Raw genomic sequence first — 21,794 nt, 5'->3', positions numbered from 1 at the left:
GTCGTCTGTTATCGGAAGCGATAGCTCATCCGCAGGCCCAGCTCGTCCAGACCCTGATTGCGGCCGCTGGCGAGAATCTGTCCGTGGGAATGGTGTTCATAAAACACGCCGAGCGACCATTGCTCATTGAGCGCGTAATCGGCGGCGAAGCCGGTGCGGAACAGCCAGTCAGAGCCCAGAAGGGCGCGGGTGTCCTTGATGCGCTGGGCCTCCACGGGGCCGTCGCGGTCGGGGTAAACTTCCAGCACGCCGTCATTATAGCTCAGCCCGAACGAGGCCTCGAGGCTCAGCCGATCGGTGACGCCATACTCCCAGGCGAGCCCCGCCGTGACCAGATTGGTGTAGCCCTGGGTGCTGATGTTTGCGGACAGGAAGGGGCGGGGCGACCAGATGCGCTCCAGAAAATCCGGGCTCGAGAACATCAGATCACCGACGATTTGCGGGCCGTCTTCGCTGTGGTCTGTCAGGTCATGCGCCGCAACGCCCAGGCGCACTTCCTCGAGACCGAAACCGGAACTCTGCGCGCTGGCGGCGCCGGTGAGAGACACAGCGGCGAGCGCGGCGGCGAAACGAAGCATGATGCATTCCTTTAACTCTGAGTGTTTTGGAATAGCGCCCAGCTGAAATCTTGACCAGTGCGTTGACGAAGCTGTGAGCCGATTGTCCGCGAGCTGTTGGTTTCGCGCCGCTCAGACATACGAAATAAACGCTTTGTTAAGCCAAAATTCTCTCCTAGGAGGAATTTGTGGCTCTGAATTCCCTCCTGAGGTAGTGTTCTTGCTGCGCAAGATTGCGCTCATATGGAGGAGGCTTTCATGAACAAGATGAGTGTTACTGCACTGGCGTCATCGGCGCTGTTGGGCCTGTCGCTCTTGACGACCGGCTCTGCGATGGCCGGCGACCCCGTGCAATGCCAGCAGCAAGCCGAAGAGGATTGCGCCCTGTTCGTGCCGCGCGGCAGCGCCAGCTGGGCCTATTGTGTGGAACAGCTCACGCAAATCTGCATTGAATATCAATCAGCGCCGAGCTTTGACGCGACCAAAGCGCTGCGCGAAGGCTGCGAATTGCCCTGATTCCGAAGTCTGGAGGGCGCATGCCACTGCGCCCTCCAGGCCTATTGCAACAGGCGGCGCACCAGTTGTCCGGCCAGGTCCGGGCGGTCTGCGCTCAAATGCACGATGATAATCATGCCGGTGTTGAGCTCGTACAACGCCAGGCTGGCGTATCCGGCGATCGAGCCGCCATGCATGACGACATCCAGTCCGCGCGGGTCTCGAATGCGCATCGGGCCCAGAGCCCGGCTGCGACCGTCGCCGCGATCAATCTCTTCGCTCAGCATCAACCGGCCCAGCTCTGACAGTTCGCCCTCAGGCGAGAACAGGGCGGAGAGCGTATTCGCCAGATCGCTGGCGCTGGTGAAGACGCCGCCATCAGGACCATGGTTTTCAATCAGGTCGTAGACGTCTCGCTCTGGCTCGCCGGGCGCGCCATAGCCATGAATGAGGTCGGCGCCACCCAGCGCCTGATTATAGCTCGTCGCTTCAAGGTTCAGCGGGGCGATGATGCGCGCCTGCATCAGGGCGTCAAAATCCTGCCCGGTCACGGCTTCGGCGATCAGGGCCAGATACTGGTAGTTCGAGTTTGAATACCCATACCCCTCGCCGGGCGGGAACTCGGCGGGACGGCCATGGATATAGCCCAGCGTCCGCTGCGGGGTGTTGCCCTGGACCGTGTTGACGGTCTGAAACCAGACATCGTCATAATAATCGGGAATGCCGCTGGTGTGGGTGAGCAGCTGTCGCACACTGGCGATCTGCGCGTTGGCGATCCCGTCCAGCCAATGGGGCGCCACGAGGTCAGCCAGTCGGTCGTCCAGGCTCAGGGCTCCCTCTGCGATCAGGCTGTGAATGATGGCGGCTGTGTGGATCTTACCGATGCTGGCGATCCTGAGTTGCGCGCCTTCGGGGATCGGGGCGCCCGTCTGGCGGTTCGCCACGCCGCGCGTGATGATCCTGCGACCTTCAGGGTCCTGAGCCAGAACCACAGCGCCGGCAATGTCACCCTCTTCAAGGATGGCGTCGATCTCGGTTTCGATCGTGAGGGTGTCGGGCAGGGCGCCGAGCGCCTCTACAGGAACGAGCAACAGAAAGAGAATGGCGATGGGGAGCAGGCGTGTCATGACGAACCTCTTTTATTTGAAACACGCTAGCAGAGCGTGCTTGCCCGATCTCGCCGATTTCAGCACTCTAAACGCCGAAATTCGGCGCGGAGGTCGCAAATGATCCTGGATGAGACAGATCGAGCAATCTTGCGGATCGTGCAGCGTGACAACCGGCTATCCAATCATGCCGTTGCACAGCAGGTGAACCTGTCTGAAACCGCTGTCAGGCGTCGGCTTGAGCGATTGCGGCGCGAGGGCGTCATCACGACGGATGCGGCGCTGCTGGACCGAGCCCGGCTCGGGCAGACGCTGATCGTGTCGGTGACCTTTCATGATGACGCACCGGACATATATGAACGTTTTCGCTCGGCCATGCTGGCGGATCCAAATGTCACGCAGATCTATTCAATAGCCGGCGAGGTGGACTTCCTGCTTCATGTCCATGCGCCTTCCTTGGCGTCTTATGAGCGCTGGGCCGAAGCCAGCTTGCTGCAGGACCCGATTGTGCGGCGCTATGAAACCTCGGTGGTGCTCAGCACCGTCAAATTCACCACCGAAGTGCCGGTCTGACAGGGCAGGGTACAGGCAACTCTCTAGATATATTGATAATTTAGCTTCATTGACGCGTCAGTATTTATTCGCCGATCTGTGTGGCGGTCGTCGAAACGGATGTAAATTTCTGAATGGCGACCAGAGATGATCTGACCAGCTTGGGGAATATTGGCTTATAATTCTCCCTATAAGGGTATTATGATGCCCTTGGATTGTGGATGTAGCGACACTGTCAAAGGGAGATCATCAATGAGACATACGTTTTTCACCGCCTTGGCTTCAGCAGCCGCCTTGTGTGTATCTTTGACTGCCCAGTCAGAAGCTCAAAGTGGCGCGAGTTCAGACTGTCTTATGCAAGCCCGCGCTTATTGCGCTTATCTGAGTTCAGATCGGCTCGCGTATTATGAGTGCGTGCTGGCGCAGTATGAAGCGTGTCTCGGCTCGGCGACACAAACTCATCAGCTAGACGCGCCTTTCCGGAAACGACACTGCGAGATTGCATAGGCGCGATGCAGTTTTGGAACAAAAAGGGCGGCTCAATCGAGCCGCCCTTTCCGTTCGTAGCCTTGGAATGGCTGGACTTAGAAGCCCATGCCGCCCATGCCGCCCATGTCGGGCGCGGCCGGAGCTGCGCCTTCTTTTTTGGGCTTTTCAGCGATCGCCGCTTCGGTGGTGATCAGCAGGGACGCCACAGAGGCTGCGTCTTGCAGCGCGATGCGGGACACTTTCACCGGATCGATGACGCCGGACTTCACCAGGTCTTCGTACACGCCGGTCTGGGCGTTGTAGCCGAAGTTGGCGTCATTGTTTTCCAGCACCTTGCCGACAACGATGGAGCCTTCGCTGCCCGCGTTTTCGACGATCTGACGGATCGGAGACTGCAGGGCGCGCGCCACGATGGCGATGCCCTGGTTCTGGTCTTCATTGTCGCCGGTCACGCCATCCAGCGCCTTGGAGGCTTTCAGCAGCGCAATGCCGCCGCCCGGAACGATGCCTTCTTCCACCGCAGCGCGGGTGGCGTTCAGCGCGTCGTCCACGCGGTCCTTGCGCTCTTTCACTTCGATTTCCGAAGCGCCGCCGACCTTGATCACTGCAACGCCGCCGGCCAGTTTCGCCAGACGCTCTTGCAGCTTCTCTTTGTCGTAATCAGACGAGCTGTCTTCAACCTGACGGCGGATCTGGTTCACGCGGCCTTCGATGGCCTCTTTCTCACCGGCGCCGTCCACGATGGTGGTGTCGTCTTTGGTGATGTTGACCTTCTTGGCGGTGCCCAGCATGTCGAGGGTGACGTTCTCGAGCTTGATGCCCAGATCTTCAGAGACGACCTGACCACCGGTGAGAACGGCGATGTCCTCGAGCATGGCTTTACGGCGATCGCCGAAGCCCGGCGCCTTGACGGCTGCGATTTTCAGGCCGCCGCGCAGCTTGTTGACCACCAGGGTCGCCAGCGCTTCGCCTTCAACGTCTTCTGCGATGATCAGCAGCGGACGGTTGGACTGAACCACAGCTTCCAGAACCGGCAGCATGGCCTGCAGAGAAGAGAGTTTCTTCTCGAACAGCAGGATGTACGGGTCTTCGAGATCCGCGATCATCTTCTCGGAGTCGGTGATGAAGTACGGCGACAGATAGCCGCGGTCGAACTGCATGCCTTCCACGACATCGAGTTCGGTCGCCAGAGACTTGGCTTCCTCGACGGTGATCACGCCCTCATTGCCGACTTTCTCCATGGCGTTGGCGATCATATCGCCAATTTCTTTTTCGCCGTTCGCGGAGATGGTGCCGACCTGAGCGACTTCAGAATTGCCCTTGATCGGGGTGGCGGAGGATTTGAGGTGCTCGATGACCAGCGTGACGGCTTTGTCGATGCCGCGCTTGAGGTCCATCGGGTTCATGCCGGCGGCGACCGATTTCATGCCTTCACGCACGATCGATTGCGCCAGAACGGTTGCGGTGGTGGTGCCGTCGCCCGCTTCGTCATTGGTGCGCGAAGCGACTTCGCGGACCATCTGGGCGCCCATGTTCTCGAACTTGTCTTCCAGTTCGATTTCCTTCGCCACGGACACGCCGTCCTTGGTGGTGCGCGGAGCGCCGAAGGATTTTTCGATCACCACATTGCGGCCTTTCGGGCCGAGGGTGACTTTCACGGCGTCGGCGAGGGTATCCACGCCTTTGAGCATTTTTTCGCGGGCGGAAGCGCCGAACTTAACGTCTTTGGCAGCCATTGTTCGTCCCTATCAATCTTGAGTGTGTGGTTCGAAAAAGCGTTGCGGCGGCGATTAGCCGACCACGCCCAGAATGTCGGACTCTTTCATGATCAGCAGATCCTGACCTTCCAGAGTGATCTCGGTGCCGGACCATTTGCCGAACAGCACGCGGTCGCCGACCTTGACGTCCATGGCGATCAGCGCGCCCTTGTCGTCACGGGCGCCGGGGCCCACAGCCACGACTTCAGCTTCTTGCGGCTTTTCCTTGGCGGTGTCGGGGATGATGATGCCGCCAGCGGTCTTGGATTCTTCCTCGACGCGTTTGACGACGACGCGGTCCTGCAGAGGACGAAATTTCATTGCCGGTACTCCGTTTTTGAGCGTCAGCTCACTGAAGATCTGGTTTAGCTCTCGCCGCCTCGAGGGCGTTAGCACTCTCAGAGGGCGGTTGCTAACAGAGGCGGAAGTAAGAGGCGCGCATGACCCCGTCAAGAGCGCCGAACGACATTTTTGACCGCGCATTTCAGCGCGATCTCCGGCCGGTTCAGCCTGCGTTCATGCACACGTCGCGCACATAGGCTAGGATGGGGCTATCTAGACGGGGAACTTCTAGGGTAGTTCTGCGTTTTCAGGGGACGTTTACGGGAGAGAGTATGATGTTTCGTTCAATGATCGCCGCCGTTATGGCGCTGGGCCTTGCGGCCGCCTGCACCACCACTGACCAGTACGGCAATGTTACGCAGAACCGCACCGGCACGGGCATTCTGGCTGGCGCTGCGGCCGGCGCGCTGCTGGGCACGCTGGCGGGCGGCGATGACCGCCGCAATGCGCTGATCGGCGCGGGCGTGGGGGCTCTCGCGGGCGGTGGTATCGGCAATTACATGGACCGCCAGGAACGCGCCTTCCGCGAGCGTCTGCGCGATTCCGGCGTGACCGTTCGCCGTGTGGGCAATGACCTGTATCTGGTGATGCCGGGTGATGTGACCTTCGCCACCAACTCCGCTCAGATCAGCGGCCGTTTCGGTCCTGTGCTCAATGATGTGGCTGACGTGCTGATGACCTATCCGGCCACGTATGTGGACGTGATCGGTCATGCCGACAGTGTCGGCGACGCCGGCTACAATCAGGCTCTGTCCGAGCGTCGCGCCAGCTCTGTGGCGTCGGAACTGATCGCGCGCGGCGTCATGCGTGACCGTCTGTATGTGGCGGGCATGGGCGAGAGCCAGCCGATCGCTTCCAACGACAGCGATGCAGGCCGCGCCGCGAACCGCCGCGTGGAAATCAAGATCGCCCCGCATACCTCGTAATTTCGAGGCGGGAGACCGCGATTAACGACAAGGCGCGTCCGCATGTGCGGGCGCGCCTTTGTTTTTTCCATTTGTCCACGGCTCACAGCGTTAACGTTCTGACAAGTCCGGTTAACGCACTTTATGATCGCCAAAATGAGTGTGATTCGTTGGACTTGGTCTGGTCTGGACCAAGCCGCGACATTCAGGAGCGAGAATGCCGCGCGCAAGCGACATATTGGTGATCCTAACCTATGCGATGGTCGCCATCGTCGCGGCTCTGGCGTTTGATCGCTTCGGGCTGATGTCGGCCGAGCTCGCCTGGATGATGGGCGCGCTGGTGTTCCTGATCGGCGGCCAGGTGCATGCTTCTGTCGCGCGCGCTGAAGAACGCAAGCTCTTTGAAGACGAGATCCATCTGCTCAAAGCCGCCAACATGTCCATGCTCGATGAGCTGAGCAGCGCTCAGGACCGGATTGAGGCGCTGGCGGAGACCGCGGTCGCCACAAAACCCAGGACAGCGGAAGCCAGCGCTCCGGCCACACAGGAATCCGCGCTGGAACTGAGCCAGCCGATCCAGGCTGCGGGTGATCCGCAAAACGCCGATGAGCGTCTGGTCGCTGAAATCCTGGCGCGACTGGAAGGCGGCGGCCGCGCCGCGCCCGTCGCCGCCCAGACGCCGGATGCGGTGGACCTGGTGCGCCGCGCGCTCGATGACAATCGCGTTGATCTGTATTTGCAGCCCGTGGTCGGCCTGCCGCAGCGCCGGACCTATTTCTACGAAGGCTATACGCGCATTCGCGACGAAAACGGTCAGGTTCTGGGGCCGGGCGAGTTCCTCGCCGCCGCAGAGGAAGCGGGCCTGATCACCGATGTGGACAATCTGTTGCTGCTGCGCTGCGTGCAGATCGTGCGCCGCCTGACCAAATCGGATCGCCGGGTGGGCGTGTTTTGCAATGTCTCCATTCGTTCGCTGGCCGATGAAGACTTCTTCCCGGCCTTCCTCGATTTCCTGCGTCGCAATTCCGATCTCGCTGGCGCGCTGATCTTTGAATTGCCGCGCGCCCAGTTTGAAAACCGCTCCGCCACCGCCGCGCGCAATATGGCGCGGCTGGCCGATTTCGGCTTCCGCTTCTCCATCGATCAGGTCAATGACCTCAATATTGACCTGGCCGAGCTGCAGCGCGCGGGCGTGCGCTTCATCAAGGTGGCCGGCGACCGCCTGATCGCCGCCGCCCATGGCGCAGAGCCCATTGCCGGCCGTGAGCCGGGCGCTTTGCGCCCTGAAGACGTGGCGGGTCTGTTTGCGCGCTATGGCGTCGATCTGGTGGCGGAAAAGATCGAAGTGGAGAGCACTGTGGTTGAAGTGCTCGATCTTGATGTCGCTTACGCTCAGGGGCATCTGTTCGGCGCGCCGCGCCCGGTGCGTGATGAAGTGCTCAATGAAGCGGATAACAAGCTGCGCCGCGCTGCGGGCTAGGGTGTGCTTTCATCGTTGACGCGCGCGCCTCAGCAGCCTAGCTCCGCGCCATGACCGATTTTCCGCGCCTCTCCGAACTCGCCGCCGATTACGACGCAATCCTGTGTGACGTCTGGGGCGTCATCCGCGATGGCTCAGACCTTTTGCCTGAAGCGCTAGACGCCTTGCGCCGCTATCGCGCTCAGGGCGGCACGGTGGTGCTGGTCTCCAACTCGCCGCGTCGCGCATCGTCGCTTGAGACTTTTCTCAAGCAGATGGGATCGGGTGAGGATGTGTGGGACAGCGCGGTCAGCTCGGGCGAGGCGACCCATGCCTTGCTGGAAAGCCGGGCGCCAGGTCCCGCCTTCAAGCTCGGCCCCGATTGGGATGACGCGCTGTATGAGGGGACGGAGCTGGAGTTCGCCAAGCTCGAAGACGCCGCCTTTATTTCCTGCACAGGCCTGTTTGACTGGGAAAATGAGACCCCGGACGACTACACGGGTCTTCTGACCGAAGCCAAGCTGCGCCGGCTCGACCTGATCTGCGCCAATCCCGATATCGTCGTGCAGTTCGGCGAGGGCTTGCGCTATTGCGCGGGCGCGCTGGCGCAAAAATACCAAGATATGGGCGGGACGGCGGTCATGGCGGGCAAGCCCCATCCGCCGATTTACGATCTGGCTTATCGCGAGATCGATCGCTTGCGCGGGGAGCGTCTGGACAAGGCGCGGGTGCTGGCTATCGGCGACGGACCGCACACCGATATTCAAGGCGCCCAGTCGGAAGGCGTGGATGCGCTCTTCATCGTCGACGGCATTCTCGGGCAGGCTTTTGAGACTGGGTTTGACGCTGACAAAGCGGCCGCCCTCCTTGCGGAGGACGGCCTCGTTGCACGCTATTGTGCGCCGAAGCTCGTCTGGTGATCAGCCTTCGATTTCCCAGCTTCCGTTCACGGTGATCGAGACGACCAACTCGCCGCCCGAGACCGGCGTGGCGCTGTCTTCCATCATCATGGCGCGCGAGAACATCACAGGCTGGGGCGCATAGCCGCCGCTCTCAGAGAAGTTCAACAGGCGCTCAATCGTGAACCCGCCCACTTCGGCATAGAGGTCGCGGGTTTCGTAAAGCTCGGCGACGGCGCGGCGACGCGCTTCGGTTTCTGCGGCGTCCGCTTCAGAGCTGGAAAACGTCACGCCATTGAGCGAGTTGGCGCCGGCCTCAAACAAGGCGTCAATCGCCGGGCCGACGCTGTCCATGCCGCGCACCAAAGCGGTGACCGTGTTGCGCGCGCTGTATCCGGTGATCTCACGCGTCCCGCCGTCGCGGCTGGACGGCTGGGAGTAGACCGGGCTGACATTGAGCTGGCTGGTCTGGATGTCGCGCGCTTGGACGCCGGCGTCCTCCAGCGCACTGAAGACGCGCGACATGCGCTGACTGTTCGCCCGCAGCGCCTCCGCCGCGGTGCGCGCCTCGGTGACGACGCCGGCGGAGACTTGCGCCTGGTCGGGCGTGATGCGGACTTCGCCGCTGGCTGACAGGTTCAGCTGCGCGGTCTGCTCTTGCGCGGGCGCTGTTTGCGCCACGGCGTTGGCGGGCAGGGCGGTGGTGGTCATAAGGGCGGCGGCGAGAAAAACGGTGCGGATCATAAGAGCTCTCCCAGTGTGTTGTGCGTCCAGTATACGGGCTTTGAGGCCTGTCTCATGTCGGAAACGCGACTCTTTGATGGCCGTTCCCTGAACGCCTGTTCAGCTGCATCTCGCCGCCAAGACGACTTTGCCAAAATCGCAGCCCGCGTTATCAAGTCAGGACGCTGTCTTGCTCAGCGGGCCTGTAGCTCAATTGGTTAGAGCCGGCGGCTCATAACCGCTTGGTTGGGGGTTCGAGTCCCTCCGGGCCCACCATTGTCTCGCTCTCACGGCAATTTGCTTCGCAAACGCCTCCGATGGGGCGGCCTGACCGGCCGACGCGCAATCGCGCTTGCGAACCCTGCGGGTTCGATGTGGGTCGCCTCCGGGCCCACCATTTTATCCGTCAATGTGAATCATGCGGCATGGGGCCCTGCCACGCTCAGCGAAGAAGGGCTCGGCCGAACGGGCACACCCAGAAGAGCGCCGTCTCCAGCGCTGCGCTTTCCAAAGGCGGAAATGACAATCTCACTTTAGACGGGCGGGGGCGCTATTGTGTGATTGCGCCGCGGCCATGCAGTGTCTTCTAACGCATCCGACGCCGGGCCGGGTGCTTGCGCCCGGCCCGGCGTGGGGAACACGGATGCTAGAAATCGGCGGCGAGGCGTACGCCGATTTGACGCGGGGCGCCCATCCGGACGCGTTCATTACCGCCTGACGCCACATAGATTTCATCAAACAGATTGCGCGCCATGAAGCTGATCGTGGCGCGGTCATCGAGCACGCGGCGGCCGACGGTGAAATTGACCAGCGTCCGCGCGTCGTTTTGCAGGAAGGTCGCCGAACCGGAATTTGAGTTGTTGACGAAGCTTTCGCCTTCATAAGTGACGCCGAGCACGCCGTACCATCCCGTATCGCCTTCATAGGCCAGGCGGGCGGAACCGGTCCATTCCGGAGCGAAGCTGAACGCATTGCTTTCAAAAGCGGCCAGCGTTTGCTCCAGATTCGTTGGAACGGTGAGGCTTTGAGCGGCGATAATCGTTTCAGCCAGCGCTGTATCAAAGTCCTCAAACTCGGTCTTCACATGGCCGACCGAGGCGTCCAGCGACCAGTTGCTGTCGATCTGGAACGACGCGTCGATCTCAAATCCCATCAGATTTGAGGACCCGACATTAAAGCCCACCTCGTCTTGCTGCAGGGTCGACAAGGACACCACAACCTGCTGGTCGGTCCAGTCGGTATAGAACGCGTTCGCATTCACCCGCAGTCGCCGGTCCATCCAGAACGAGCGCAGGGCCAGCTCGTAATTGGTGGTGTATTCAGGATCGAACTGCGACACGAACTGGCGCGGGATGTTGAGGTCCGACCCGCCGGCCCGATAGCCGCGCCGCACCGACGCGATGATCGTGCGGTCTTCATCGATGTCAAAGCTGACAAACCCGGACGGCAGCCAAGCGGAGAAGTCCTGGCTTGCGGAGGTGTTTGCTTCAAGGAGGGAGGCGTCAAAATTAGCGTTCACCGCGGCGATCGTGCCCTGAACAACAGGAATAAGCGCGGGAATGAAACCGGCCGGTACACTCGGCGTAGCCGGGTTTGGAAGGCCCAGCGGGTCGCCGGAAAGGATCAGGCCCTCGACCTGCTCCTCATGGTCATAGCGCAGCCCGAACCCGACGGTGAGCTTCTCTGTGACGTCGTATTCGCCGCGTGCATAGAACGCGTAGTTCTCAATGCTCAAAGGCTCGCTGGTCATCGCGAGGAAAGCGCCGAGATCGGTGTAGTTGGCCAGCACCGCGGCGGTCGTCAGATCCGTTGCGCCGGCGATGAAGGCGTCAAAGAAAGGATCGCCAGCCGGACCTGCGGGGATGCCTGCGACCGGATTGCCCGGGGCTGGAACGCCGCGCAGCGGCGTGAGCTCTGCAATCAGGGTCGCCTCGATGCCCGGGCGCGCCGCCCCTTCCACCACAGACAGGATTCCGGGCTGGATGCCGGGGGTAAAGTTGTATTCTTCCTCATCGCTCTCGACATAGTATGCGCCGGCAAGCCCGCGGAACCTGCCGCCAGTGTCATAGGATAGCGTGAATTCCTGCGTGAAGATCGTTTGCTCTTCCAGCTGGGCGCCTTCCGGCGCGAACACGATTTCTCCGCTCGGGATGGTGGGAATGTTGAACGGATTGTTGATCGTGAACGGATCCTGAGGGTAGAGGGCGGGATCGACATTCGTCCCGTCGGTATCCAGCCGCTCGTCGTTCTCCGCATCGGAATAGGTGGTCAACGAGGTCAATCTAAGCGCGTCACTGATGTCCCAGGTATTGCGCAGGGCGAATGACAGATTGGTGTTTTCGTTGAAGTCCGGCGCGTTGACATAGCTCAGGCGCAAGTCCTCATTTCCAGCCACAACCGTGTTCAGGTCTACATACCCGTTCGGTCCGACCAAGCGACGATCAGACAGCGCATCAGCGACCCGCGCCTGGCTGTAATTCACCGTGAACAGGGTTGAGAACCGGTCCGATGGTTCAAGCAGCAGCTTGAGACGGGCTTGCCATTGATCATTGTAGTCCGCCCCGTCCTCACCGGTCGTGGCGTTGTCGACGAACCCGTCGCTTTCCCGGCGCTCCACCGCGACCCGGAAAGCCAGCCTATCCTCCACGATCGGTCCGCCATACGCGGCCGAAAGGATATAGGTCATGTCCTCATCATCGGTGGTCAGGTATTGCGCGCGCGCCCGGCCTTCAAACTCATAGGTGGGATCAGCGGTGTTGATGATGATCGCGCCTGCCAGCGCGTTCCGGCCCTGCACCGTTGACTGAGCGCCGCGCAGCACCTCGACCTGAGCCACATCCCAGATCGTATCGGCGTTAAAGCGCGTGGTTTGATCGCCCAGCGTCACGCCGTCCACATAGACCTGCGCCAGGGGAGCGGACCCGGCGCCGAGCAGGTTGTCAAAAGGGATCCCCCGGATCGAAAACCCGCCCTCCGAATTGTTCCGGTTCACGTTCGCAATGTAGTCAAACGCGTCGCCTAGGCTGGCAATCCCGTCGAGCTCCAGCTGCTCGCCGGTGACCACGCCGACCGACGTCACAGTCTCTTGAAGGTCGCGTTCGACCTTCTCACCGCGGATAACGATGGACTCAACTTCGACCGGTTGCTGACCGCCAGCGTTCGTCTGAGCGATGGCTGGCGACACGCTCAGCCCGGCGATGAGCGCAGCGGCGCTGACAGTGAAACGATACATGATGACCCCCCAATGCATCAACGCAGACACCCGGCTACGGGTGACGGTTCGCAAGTCAGTTAGCGCCAGCTTAATCAAGAGGCTATTCATAGTTTTATGAAACTGAACCGCCGCAAGCACGGCCCCAAAGTAGGAATTGTCACAAAGCGCGGATAAGGTCAGCCCCATTGGCGAGTATGGGGGATGCGCTATGACGCCGCTGTTTTTATTGGCTTTTTTTCTTGCCGCCGCAGGCGGATTGGACGACTCTGAGTGCCAGGCGCAGATCAATCTGGAAGCCCTGTGCGCCGTTGACCCCATAGATCTCACCCTGGCCGACCTACAGGCGGTGGGCACTCATAACAGCTACAAGATCGCTATCCCCGCCCCTGAATTCGCCGTGATTGCGACTTCCGATCCGAACGCGGCCGCGGGCCTTGATTATTCCCATGCCCCGATCGCAGAACAGCTTGAGACCGGGATGCGGCAGCTTGAGCTCGACCTGTTTTTCGACCCGGAGGGCGGGCGTTTTGCAGACCCGCTTCTGCCGCGCACGACGTCAGGGGTCGAAGGCGCGCGCGAGTTCAATTCAAGCCCTCTACAGGCCCCGGGATTTAAGGTGTTTCATATCCAGGACATCGATGTCTGGACCCATTGCCCGCAATTCACCACCTGTCTTGAAGCGGTGGAGATGTGGTCGGACGCCAATCCGGATCATGTCCCGCTCTTGATCTTGTTAAACCTGAAGACCGGGTCGATCCCGGTGCCTGGCTCGACCGCGGCGCTTGATTTCACGTCAGAGGCTTTCGCCGCCCTGGATGCGGAAATCCGGTCCGTCCTGGCGCCGGACGACATGATTACGCCCGACGATGTCCGCGCAGGCCGCGCGACCTTGCGCGAGGCGGTTCTGGACGGTGGCTGGCCTTCACTGGACGAAGCGCGCGGCAAAGTCTTGTTTGCGCTGGACACCGGCGCCGAGAATGTCTCGACCTATCTGGACGGCGCGCCGACGCTTGAAGGCCGGGTCGCCTTTGTGAACTCCTTGTCTGAAGACGCCGATCACGCCGCTTATTTCACCATGAATGATCCGCTCGTGCAGGGAGATCGTATTCGCGAGGCCGTAACGGCGGGATTCCTGGTGCGCACGCGCGCAGACGCCAACACGATCGAGGCGCGCACCAACGATGTGGCGCGGCGTGAGGCCGCCTTCGCGTCCGGCGCTCAATACATCTCAACCGACTATCCTGAGCCGCGTCTGGAATGGAGTGACTACACGGTCGGTTTGCCAGGCGACGCGACGGCGCGCTGCAATCCGGTACGGCGCGGTGCGACGTGCGAACCCTTGCAAAACGAGGCTGCGCAGTGAAACGCGCCCTAGCTAGATGTCACGTTGGGATCGCTGTGGCCTGGTCGGCTCTCGGTCTCGCCGCAACGCCAGCTCTGGCACAGAGCTGCCCAGCCCTTGAACCTGTCGGCCAGCGGAGCGGGACTTGGCTCAGCGGCGACCTTCATCTGCATTCGCGTCATAGCCTGGACAGCACTCATAACGAGATCGCAAAGATCATCGCCTTCGCCGAAGGGGCCGGGTTCGGATTTCTGGCGATCACCGACCATGACAATCATGTGGACGGCGCGGTGGCCGACCATACCTGGGCCGACCCGGAGCACGGTTCGGACTCGCTGGTCCTGCTCTACGGAGCGGAGTTCACCACCCATCGCGGACATGCGAACACCTTCTCGGCCGAACCCTATGATCACCAAGCCTTATGGGACGCGCGCGATGCAGATGACGCCGAGCTCAATCCGTTGATAGAGACGCTCGGTATACATTTTTCAGCGAACCACCCGGAAAACAATGACCCGTTCAGCTTCTCCTATGACCAGGTCGACTCCATCGAGGTCTGGAATTCGGTGCAGATGACCTCTGGCGTGACGGTTTGGGATGACTTGCTCAAATCCGGCCGCCGCATTACCGGGCGCGGCGGCAGCGACTCCCATCACGGCGCCCCGGATCAGGGCGAAGAGTCAGGCTCGAACAGCTATGAGCGCTGGTTCAACTATGTCGGCACGCCCACCACTTGGGTCTACGCCGGAGACGCCGGCGCGCCGGATGTGATCGCCGCACTGGATTCAGGCCGAGTCTCCATCAGCGCTAACCCTTATGGGCCGCGCGTCGAGCTGTTGGCAGACCTTGATCGTGACGGTGTGATGGACGCGGCCATGGGCGATGCGGTCTGCGCGCATGGCGAACCGGTGCGCTTTGAGGCGCGATTGTCTGGCGGTCGGTCCGAGCACGGGCGGCGCTATCGCGTCACGGTCTTTCGCAACGGCGCGACCTGGCTTGAGACCCGTACGGACCCGGACACTGGCGCGGTCGTGTTTGAGGACACTCCCCCCGCCGGGGAGCGCACCTATTACCGTGTTGAGATCAACGGACGGAAAGACGCGTATCCTGGCGTCGCCCTGTCCCGTTTCATCGGCGGCGACCTGGTGGCCATGAGCAACCCGATCTATTTCAATTACGAGTGAACCCAAGTCTGGCGATCCAGCCTATCGAGACGGTCCCGGGGCCGTCCACACGCCGGGCCCGCGCCGCGTCTACGGCGCGCGCTGGCGCAGGAATGCGGTGTCGGCTCAGGCGATGGCGGCGCGGCCGCCGTCGACGTTCAGAATGGTTCCGGTGATCCAGCTTGACTCCTCTGACAGCAAGAAACGGGCGAGCGCTGCGGGGTCTTCAGGTTGGCCGAGGCGCTGCAGGGCGTGGCTTTTGGCGATGCCGTCGCGCATGGCGTCGCTTTTGAGCACGGAAGACGCCAGCGGCGTTTCCGTCAGGCTCATCGCGATGGCGTTGACGCGCACCTTGGGCGCGTATTCAGCGGCGAGCTGACGGGTGAGTGCGTCCACTGCGCCCTTGGCCGCAGCGATGGCGGTGTGGTTCTGAAACCCTTTTTGCGCCGCGACCGAAGAGAACAGGACCATGGATCCGTTTTCAGAGATGCGCGACCGGCTGGACCGCGCCGCATTGAGCGCACCGATCACATTGACGTCGTAGGCATGGCGCATGTCTTCGGCGGTGACCCGCCGCAATGGTTTGAGGTCGATGGTGCCGACGGCATAGGCCATGCCGGACAGTGCGTCCGGACCCTGCTCCAGCGCCTGCTCCACAGCGTCGCTGTCTGTGGCGTCGGCGACGGCGTAGCTGGCGCCGACCTCTTCAGCAAGGCTGGACAGCGTGTCTTCATTGCGGCCGATCAGATGAACCTGGTGACCGTTTGATGTGAGGCTTCGCGCCAGGGCGGATCCGACACCGCCCGCTCCGCCGAATACTGCGTAGCTACCCATGTGTGTCTCCTCGATTCGCGTCATTCAAACTCGTGTGGCGAGACGGGCGCACCCGTCTCTTCGCCCTAATCTGTTTCAAAGTGGACGCAGAAAAAGGGGACACGCGCCATGAGGCCCGGCTTGCGCTCAGAGAACTCGGTCAAGGGGGCGCGGTATGCGCTGCAGTCCGGGCGGTTGTGTCGATCTGGCGGCGGGTCTGCCCCATGCGCATCATGGCGGGGGCGCCGGTGGAAATCACGGTCGGCCACGAAGACTCCGCCAATGCGCACGGCTTTTTCGCCAAACCCAGTCAGACATGACACCTGGCAGCCGCTTCGTCGCATCAGTGTTGTGAAAAGAGGCTAGGGCGAGGCCCGGCGTGAAGGACATGGTTTAGGGGACTGGCCTTCCGCTTCTTGTGTCACCGCAGACAGGAAGGCGGAAAGAAATGAAATTTGGTCGATATATTGGATTGGGGCTGTTGGCCCTGTTGGCGGTCTATTTCGCTATCGCAAGCTATTTGGTGCTGACCCGGACGAAGGATCCCTTCGCCGAGCGCCCGATCAGTGAAACGGCGTGGCGCGCGCTGCAGGTGTATGGCGGCACATCATTCAGTCAGGACGTGGCCTACGCCAACCGGACGATCAGGGCGCGCGACGGCGTGGATTTGAGCCTGCGCGTCTATGGTCCTCCCAGCGAGACACGCATTGTGTTCCTGCACGGGATTAATTCAAACGCCAGTCAGCTCAATCGGGCAGCGGGTTTGTTGCAGGCGGCGACTGGCGCACAGGTGATAACTCCTGATGCGCGTGGCCACGGGGCGTCGGGCGGCGCGCCCTATCATGTTGAGCATATTGGCCAGTATGAAGAGGACGCAGCTGACATCCTGGCTGTGTTGGCGGCTGAGGCGCCCGATGGCCGGCTCGTGCTGGCGGGGCATTCCATGGGTGGGGGCGTGGCGCTGCGCTACGGCCTGATTGAAGAGGCGCCGCAGGTGGACGCCTATATGCTTTTCGCGCCCAATTTCGGGGATGGCCCAACCCGGCGCGCACCGCCTGAAGATGACGCGACTCGCCAGGATGAGGACGCGGGCGCTGGCTGGATTGTTTTTGACAGTCAGGCCTTTATCGGCTTGTTGATGTACAACATGCTCGGTGTGACCGCAGCCAATGACACGCCGGTGCTGTATTTCAACGACCCCTCAGGGGGCGCAGAGTACAGCTATGCCGCCATCATGTCCGCACAGCCCACCGTGCCGCGTCACGCGCCCAAGGCGCTCGCTGCAATCACGGCGCCCCTGCTGGTCTTGATCGGCTCGCAGGACGAGGTGTTTAACGCCAGCGCCTATCCCGATTTTGTGGCCGCGCATGCGATGGGCGACGCTCAGGTCGAGATCATTGACGGCTTGTCGCACAACCACCTGATCAATACCGGCGCCGTGATGGAGCGGGCGGCGGACTGGCTGGCCCCGCACTAAACCGGGAGCCGTCGCGAGCTCGTCCGTCAGGCGGGCTTGCGACCGTTCGCCAGAGCATAAAGGGCATCGCGTTTGGCGAGATGCGTGCTCAGCTCCATTCCGTCAATGGTGGGCGTTGCTTGCCCGGTCACTCCGTCGACCGCGCCAGCCTTGAGGGCGGCGGCGAGCCGGTGGTGTTCGCGCACATCGCTGACCGCATCGCGCCAGACCGGCGCCTGATCGGGCGCGAGTTGGGTCATGGCCGCGGCGAGGGCGTAGCTGGTCCAATGGCTGACGCCGGCGACGATCAGGGCGTCAGCGCCTGTGGCGCTGGCGATGGTCTGGCCCTGGTCGATATGGGTGAACAGCGCGGATTTGGGCAGGGCGCCCATGCCGATCTCATTACCGCCATCCCCCGCCGCCAGCCGGACATAGCCGGAGCGGGGATGAAAGGCGGCATCAAACGCTAGCGTATGCGCGCTGAGATCGCGGCCGCGCATGGAATAGCACTGTCCATCCATGGCTCGGCCCGGCCGCTCGATGGAAAAGACGGTCCTCACGCCGCGTGCGGTCAGTGCGTCCTGCAAACCGTCAGACTGGTCCAGCGCCAACAGGGTTGCGCTGGGCAGGCCCGCCTCACGCATCAGCTGATCAAGCACCGGCGCGCAAGGCGTGTCGGTCACCATCATCACATCACGGCCCAGCGCATGCAGCGCTTCGGCGATGGCCGTCACCGCCAGCGGGCCGTCGGTCTCAGCGGCGGGTTGGGCGGCATGGGCCACATAAAAGCCGGTGAACAGGGCGATCGCGCTGGTGTCTTCAGTGAGATGACGCGCCGCCCGTTCCAGCCCGCCTGCAGCATGCGGCGCGAGCAAGTCCGCCCCCCGCGCAGCGCCCGTGGCCAGCTCGGTTTCAAGCGCAGCGAACAGGGCGTTTGCCGCATGCGTCTCAAGCGTCGGGGCGGGAGCGGTCGGCATGGTTCGGGCTATCCTTTCAGCGTGCGCAAGGCCTCCCCGCCGCGCAGCACTACCACCATCAGCCCGGCGACCCAGGTGATGCAAGCGGCGATGAACAGGGCCGGGCTCCATTCGGTCGGTTGACCGTCCGTCCAGGCCGTCGGCGTTTCAATCCCCAAAGGCGTGAACAGGTGAAAGACAATGGCGCCGCTCATCACGCCCATCGCCAGCAACCCGCCCAGGCTTTGGCTCAGCGCGGCGTGTCCGGGTTTGCGCGTGGTCAGCATCACCACAAGGGGCACGCCCAGAACCAACAGGGCCGCCGTCAACTCCGCGAGACCGATGATCCAGGGGCCTGCGGGGTAAAACAGTCCGATCCCCGACCAGTCGCGCAGGGTTTCAAAGATATGTCGGGGCGTTTCATGCCCGGCGAATTTGAAGCGCAGCGAGTCGAGAAAGATCGCCGAGATCCAGATCCCGAGCCCATAGGCGGCCAGTTTTCGAAAATTAATCCCCAGCATGGTCGTCTCCTATTCGCTCAAAAGGGCGGGGAAATTGGCGTCCGCCCGCGCAATATGGCCGGGAATGTCCTGGGTCCAGCGCTCTTTGATCTCGCGATTATAGTTCAGATACAAAACCCCATCGACGATATTCCAATGGTTGGGATCGCCTTTGGCCGTATAGCCCTCTGACACCGCCCAGGCGCAATAGCCGCCATAGGCGGGGGCGTAGCGCTCAGGGTCAGCGATGAACAGATCGAGATTGGCCTGGCTGGCGAAGCGCCAGTCTGCGCCATTCCAGCTGGTCGTGAAAGCACGCTCGCCGCGCACGGCTTCGCCTTCAGTGTGATAGGTGACGGCGTCATAGCCGCCCACAGCGGTATTGCTGAACCGGCCCGTATAGATGGCGTCTTCCGCCCAGGCTGACGCAGACGGAAGGGCGGCGCCGGTGAAGGCCAGAAGGCCAGCCAGAAGGATTGCTTTACGCATGGTCTTGCTCCTCATTCATCGACATCAGTGTCGCTCGGGCAAGGCTTAGACGAAGTCCTCCCGTACCGCTCTACACAGGCGTGCACGAAGGCGTGAGCCGCGCGTGACCATTGTGTTTGCAGACATGGCGCTGGCGCCGGTCGCGTTGCGCGACTAGATGTGCGGCCAGTGACACGATGTGACAGCGCAGGAGCCGGGCATGGCTGAAGAAATGAGCACCGCCGTTGAAGGCGAGACCAAGGCGGAGGCCTATATCCGTCTGGGCAAGGAAATCGCCGCCATCGTTGCGGGCGAGACCAGTCACACGGCGCGGTACGCCACGGCGGCCTGCCTTCTGGCGCATAATTTCGGTCCGCGGTTTTTCTGGACCGGGTTTTACGTGGTTGACCCGCTCAAGCCTGACCAGCTGGTGGTGGGCCCGTATCAGGGTACGTTGGGCTGTTTGCGCATTCCGTTCGGTCGCGGCGTCTGCGGCGCAGCGGCGGCGACGGGCGAAACCCAGCTGGTGCCCGATGTGGAGGCTTTCCCCAACCACATCGCCTGCGACAGCCGGTCAAAGTCGGAAATCGTGGTGCCGGTCTATGACGCTGAGGGGCAGCTTGCGGCGGTTCTGGATGTGGACTCCGCAGAGCTCGACGCGTTTGACGCCGACGACCAGGCTGGTCTTGAAGCGATCTGCCAGACGCTTCTGACGGCCTAGAACAAGCCTAAGAATTTACGGCGGCGGGTTTCGCCGGGCTCCGCTTGCGCTGCAGGCGTGACCGAGGCCGCCTGCTGAGGGTCCGTAGCTTTCGGGCCAGCAGGCTGCGGCGCGTCGCCCAGACGCGGCGGGGCTGGGGCGCAGACCTCGGCGTCGCACAAAGCGGCGTCCATGCCCGTGGCGCTGCCGGCGCTATGGGCGTAGCTCATGGATCCGCCAGACGCTTCGCCCAGACCCAGCCGGGTCCGTACGGAAGCGCGGAAATCATCGGCGCGGTCGCTGAGCGTCTCGGCGCGCGCCTGGTGTTCCTCAAGCCGGGAGAGATCGGCCGGACGTGGCGCACGCACCGCCGACGCCACATCATCCAGTCGGGCGCGCGCCAAAGCTTCTCGGGCGCGTTCGATGTTCAAACGGGTGGGGTCTGCACTCATCATCGCCTCCTGAGGGATTTGCGAGGGTGAAGGAGTTTACGATTTCTTAGCATACCACTCAAACCCCCCGGTGCGCGAGATCATCGCGACATCGACTTCGCCGCCGACTCCGGTCTGGGTTTGATGCAGGTCGCTTTTGAGAATATTGAGCTCCACCAACGCCTTGGCGGTCTCCCCCATTTGCTTTTTGCCCGAGGCCGCCACCACGGCGATGAACGGGTCGATAAATTCTTCCTGCGAGATCGTGCGCGCCGTGTGGATGAATTCGGCCGACAGCGACAGCAATTCAGAATCGCGCAGCTCGCCCATCACGGCGTCTACAGCTTTGTCGTCGAGCCCGGCCTTGCGCAGCGCGACTTCGCTGGCGGCCTCATTGGTCACCATGTTCATCGACGCCATGACGTCAAACAAATAGGGGTGAACCCCGCGCAGGAAGGCGTGGGTCATCTCGGCCTGGGCGAAGGTGCGCAAGAACGCGTTCGGTCCGTTCTCGACACCCACCTGGGTAGTTTCGTCATGGGCGCGTTTCATCACGCCATCCACTAGGATCGAGGCGTAGTAATGGCTGTAGACCGGGAAGACGTCGCTTTCTCCAAAGCCTGCGAACACCAGCCCGGCATAGGGCTCGAGGAAGGCGGGTTTGGTGACGATCAGATAGGCGAAGTCAAACAGCTTGTTGCGGATGTCTTCCTGCATGCCGAACGGGCCGAGCGCATCCGAGATCAAGCTGTCGAGCATGGCGGCGTAGCGCTCGTAAAAGCGGTCTCGGTCCAGCTCGGCGAAGACGTCCAGATTGGCCCGCTCCGCCCCGCCGTCATCTTGCAGCAGGTGCGCGCGATACAGATCCAGCGCGCCTTCGAACGCGGCGGCGTCGTCGCCATAGTCTCCCGGCGCGTGATGGCGCAGGGTGCGGGCATGGTTGAGCACGGTCAGCATGGCCGCGCGCATCAGGCCTTCGAGCTCTTCAGCTTCTTCCTTTTCCGGGAAGAGCTGACGGTTGCGGTCAATGAAGGCGAAAAACGCATCGGCGCAGGCCTGGACGCTGTCAAAGTCATGATCGCCCTGGGCGCGCTTGAACGCGTGGGCGATATGCGACCAGGACCGGCCCAGCACATCGCCGCGGGAATACACCATCAGCGCCATGTTGGGGCCGAGCTGCAGGATTTTCTCCGCCTCCAAGGTTACGACCGAGCCGGGCCCGCCGCCATAGGTGACGGCGCTGTCAGCCGCCAGAACGACTGCCTGCCGGTTCATGATCATGACTTCTGACGTCATCGCCGCTTTTCCCCTCGCTTCAGCCCCCTCAGGCCGCGCACCCTGAGCGTCTTGTGGCGTCATGCATTTTTGTATGGCGTGCATGCGTTCAGGCGTTAACAGAACGTTAGCGCTCTGCGGTGTGGCTGTTAAGCTCGAAGCCAGAGATTTCTTCTGAACCCCCGGATATTG

21 protein-coding genes and 1 tRNA gene are annotated in these 21,794 nt (G+C 62.0%); 10 read left to right on the top strand and 12 right to left on the bottom strand.

Annotated elements, in window-relative coordinates:
* Window positions 1–8: 8 nt before the first annotated feature.
* Window positions 9–578, bottom strand: a complete 570-nt coding sequence (locus ACQ66J_RS03315) for an acyloxyacyl hydrolase (protein WP_430430476.1) — start codon at window positions 576–578, stop codon at window positions 9–11.
* A gap of 237 nt (window positions 579–815) precedes the next feature.
* Here ACQ66J_RS03315 and ACQ66J_RS03310 point away from each other — a divergent pair, with 237 nt between their 5' ends.
* Window positions 816–1,073, top strand: a complete 258-nt coding sequence (locus ACQ66J_RS03310; RefSeq protein WP_375548496.1) for a hypothetical protein — start codon at window positions 816–818, stop codon at window positions 1,071–1,073.
* Window positions 1,074–1,114: 41 nt separating this feature from the next.
* Here ACQ66J_RS03310 and ACQ66J_RS03305 read toward each other — a convergent pair whose 3' ends face one another.
* On the bottom strand, window positions 1,115–2,179 hold the full coding sequence (locus ACQ66J_RS03305; RefSeq protein ID WP_430430475.1) for a serine hydrolase domain-containing protein: 1,065 nt from the start codon (window positions 2,177–2,179) through the stop codon (window positions 1,115–1,117).
* A gap of 99 nt (window positions 2,180–2,278) precedes the next feature.
* Between ACQ66J_RS03305 and ACQ66J_RS03300 the strand changes: the two genes are divergently transcribed.
* Window positions 2,279–2,731: an Lrp/AsnC family transcriptional regulator gene (locus tag ACQ66J_RS03300; protein WP_375548498.1), complete on the top strand. Its 453-nt coding sequence runs from the start codon at window positions 2,279–2,281 to the stop codon at window positions 2,729–2,731.
* 563 nt (window positions 2,732–3,294) lie between these two features.
* Here ACQ66J_RS03300 and groL read toward each other — a convergent pair.
* Together groL and groES are read right to left on the bottom strand one after the other, a co-directional pair.
* A complete protein-coding gene (gene groL / locus ACQ66J_RS03295; protein ID WP_375548499.1) occupies window positions 3,295–4,935 on the bottom strand; it encodes a chaperonin GroEL in 1,641 nt (546 codons plus the stop codon).
* Window positions 4,936–4,989: 54 nt separating this feature from the next.
* Window positions 4,990–5,277, bottom strand: coding sequence for a co-chaperone GroES (groES, locus tag ACQ66J_RS03290; protein ID WP_022700132.1), 288 nt, complete (start codon window positions 5,275–5,277; stop codon window positions 4,990–4,992).
* Window positions 5,278–5,570: 293 nt separating this feature from the next.
* On the opposite strand from groES, the gene ACQ66J_RS03285 reads away from it, so the two are divergent.
* The 3 genes from ACQ66J_RS03285 (at window position 5,571) to ACQ66J_RS03275 (ending at window position 8,582) form a co-directional block, all read left to right on the top strand.
* Complete coding sequence (locus tag ACQ66J_RS03285; protein ID WP_430430474.1) at window positions 5,571–6,224, top strand: OmpA family protein; 654 nt, start codon at window positions 5,571–5,573, stop codon at window positions 6,222–6,224.
* A gap of 196 nt (window positions 6,225–6,420) precedes the next feature.
* The gene (locus ACQ66J_RS03280) at window positions 6,421–7,683 is read left to right on the top strand and encodes an EAL domain-containing protein (protein ID WP_430430473.1); all 1,263 of its coding nucleotides are present in this window, start codon (window positions 6,421–6,423) and stop codon (window positions 7,681–7,683) included.
* 50 nt (window positions 7,684–7,733) lie between these two features.
* Window positions 7,734–8,582, top strand: a complete 849-nt coding sequence (locus ACQ66J_RS03275) for a TIGR01459 family HAD-type hydrolase (protein WP_430430472.1) — start codon at window positions 7,734–7,736, stop codon at window positions 8,580–8,582.
* On the opposite strand, the gene ACQ66J_RS03270 is transcribed toward ACQ66J_RS03275, so the two are convergent.
* Window positions 8,583–9,305: an SIMPL domain-containing protein gene (locus ACQ66J_RS03270; RefSeq protein ID WP_430430471.1), complete on the bottom strand. Its 723-nt coding sequence runs from the start codon at window positions 9,303–9,305 to the stop codon at window positions 8,583–8,585.
* Between the two features lie 178 nt (window positions 9,306–9,483).
* Between ACQ66J_RS03270 and ACQ66J_RS03265 the strand changes: the two genes are divergently transcribed.
* A tRNA-Ile gene (locus ACQ66J_RS03265) sits at window positions 9,484–9,560 on the top strand.
* Between the two features lie 370 nt (window positions 9,561–9,930).
* On the opposite strand, the gene ACQ66J_RS03260 is transcribed toward ACQ66J_RS03265, so the two are convergent.
* Window positions 9,931–12,516 (bottom strand): TonB-dependent receptor, encoded by a 2,586-nt coding sequence (locus ACQ66J_RS03260; protein WP_430430470.1) that lies wholly within the window; start codon window positions 12,514–12,516, stop codon window positions 9,931–9,933.
* Window positions 12,517–12,706: 190 nt separating this feature from the next.
* On the opposite strand from ACQ66J_RS03260, the gene ACQ66J_RS03255 reads away from it, so the two are divergent.
* Both ACQ66J_RS03255 and ACQ66J_RS03250 read left to right on the top strand, forming a co-directional pair.
* Complete coding sequence (locus tag ACQ66J_RS03255; RefSeq protein ID WP_430430469.1) at window positions 12,707–13,861, top strand: phosphatidylinositol-specific phospholipase C1-like protein; 1,155 nt, start codon at window positions 12,707–12,709, stop codon at window positions 13,859–13,861.
* A 35-nt stretch (window positions 13,862–13,896) separates the two neighbouring features.
* Entirely contained in the window at window positions 13,897–15,024 is a 1,128-nt protein-coding gene (locus ACQ66J_RS03250) for a CehA/McbA family metallohydrolase (RefSeq protein WP_430430468.1), read from the top strand.
* 105 nt (window positions 15,025–15,129) lie between these two features.
* On the opposite strand, the gene ACQ66J_RS03245 is transcribed toward ACQ66J_RS03250, so the two are convergent.
* Window positions 15,130–15,837: an SDR family NAD(P)-dependent oxidoreductase gene (locus tag ACQ66J_RS03245; protein WP_430430467.1), complete on the bottom strand. Its 708-nt coding sequence runs from the start codon at window positions 15,835–15,837 to the stop codon at window positions 15,130–15,132.
* Between the two features lie 427 nt (window positions 15,838–16,264).
* Here ACQ66J_RS03245 and ACQ66J_RS03240 point away from each other — a divergent pair, with 427 nt between their 5' ends.
* Entirely contained in the window at window positions 16,265–17,293 is a 1,029-nt protein-coding gene (locus ACQ66J_RS03240; protein WP_430430466.1) for an alpha/beta hydrolase, read from the top strand.
* A gap of 26 nt (window positions 17,294–17,319) precedes the next feature.
* Here ACQ66J_RS03240 and ACQ66J_RS03235 read toward each other — a convergent pair whose 3' ends face one another.
* Genes ACQ66J_RS03235 through ACQ66J_RS03225 form a run of 3 tightly spaced genes read right to left on the bottom strand, consistent with a single transcriptional unit; the run spans window position 17,320 to window position 19,217 of the window.
* Window positions 17,320–18,249: a glutamate cyclase domain-containing protein gene (locus tag ACQ66J_RS03235; RefSeq protein WP_430430465.1), complete on the bottom strand. Its 930-nt coding sequence runs from the start codon at window positions 18,247–18,249 to the stop codon at window positions 17,320–17,322.
* Between the two features lie 8 nt (window positions 18,250–18,257).
* Entirely contained in the window at window positions 18,258–18,749 is a 492-nt protein-coding gene (locus tag ACQ66J_RS03230) for a hypothetical protein (protein WP_430430464.1), read from the bottom strand.
* 9 nt (window positions 18,750–18,758) lie between these two features.
* Window positions 18,759–19,217 carry a YHS domain-containing (seleno)protein gene (locus ACQ66J_RS03225; protein WP_430430463.1) on the bottom strand — a complete coding sequence of 153 codons (459 nt, stop codon included), beginning with the start codon at window positions 19,215–19,217 and terminating at the stop codon, window positions 18,759–18,761.
* Between the two features lie 199 nt (window positions 19,218–19,416).
* Between ACQ66J_RS03225 and ACQ66J_RS03220 the strand changes: the two genes are divergently transcribed.
* Window positions 19,417–19,917 carry a GAF domain-containing protein gene (locus ACQ66J_RS03220; protein WP_430430462.1) on the top strand — a complete coding sequence of 167 codons (501 nt, stop codon included), beginning with the start codon at window positions 19,417–19,419 and terminating at the stop codon, window positions 19,915–19,917.
* On the opposite strand, the gene ACQ66J_RS03215 is transcribed toward ACQ66J_RS03220, so the two are convergent.
* Both ACQ66J_RS03215 and ACQ66J_RS03210 read right to left on the bottom strand, forming a co-directional pair.
* Window positions 19,914–20,348, bottom strand: a complete 435-nt coding sequence (locus ACQ66J_RS03215) for a hypothetical protein (RefSeq protein ID WP_430430461.1) — start codon at window positions 20,346–20,348, stop codon at window positions 19,914–19,916. The genes ACQ66J_RS03220 and ACQ66J_RS03215 overlap by 4 nt on opposite strands.
* A 36-nt stretch (window positions 20,349–20,384) precedes the next feature.
* A complete protein-coding gene (locus ACQ66J_RS03210; protein WP_430430460.1) occupies window positions 20,385–21,623 on the bottom strand; it encodes a bacterial transcriptional activator domain-containing protein in 1,239 nt (412 codons plus the stop codon).
* Window positions 21,624–21,794: the final 171 nt, after the last annotated feature.

The organism is Oceanicaulis sp., from assembly GCF_965284345.1.
GTDB classification, from domain to species: domain Bacteria; phylum Pseudomonadota; class Alphaproteobacteria; order Caulobacterales; family Maricaulaceae; genus Oceanicaulis; species Oceanicaulis alexandrii_A.
The sequence above is the reverse complement of the archived record's forward strand: the minus strand, read 5'-3'. Positions and strand labels throughout refer to the sequence as shown.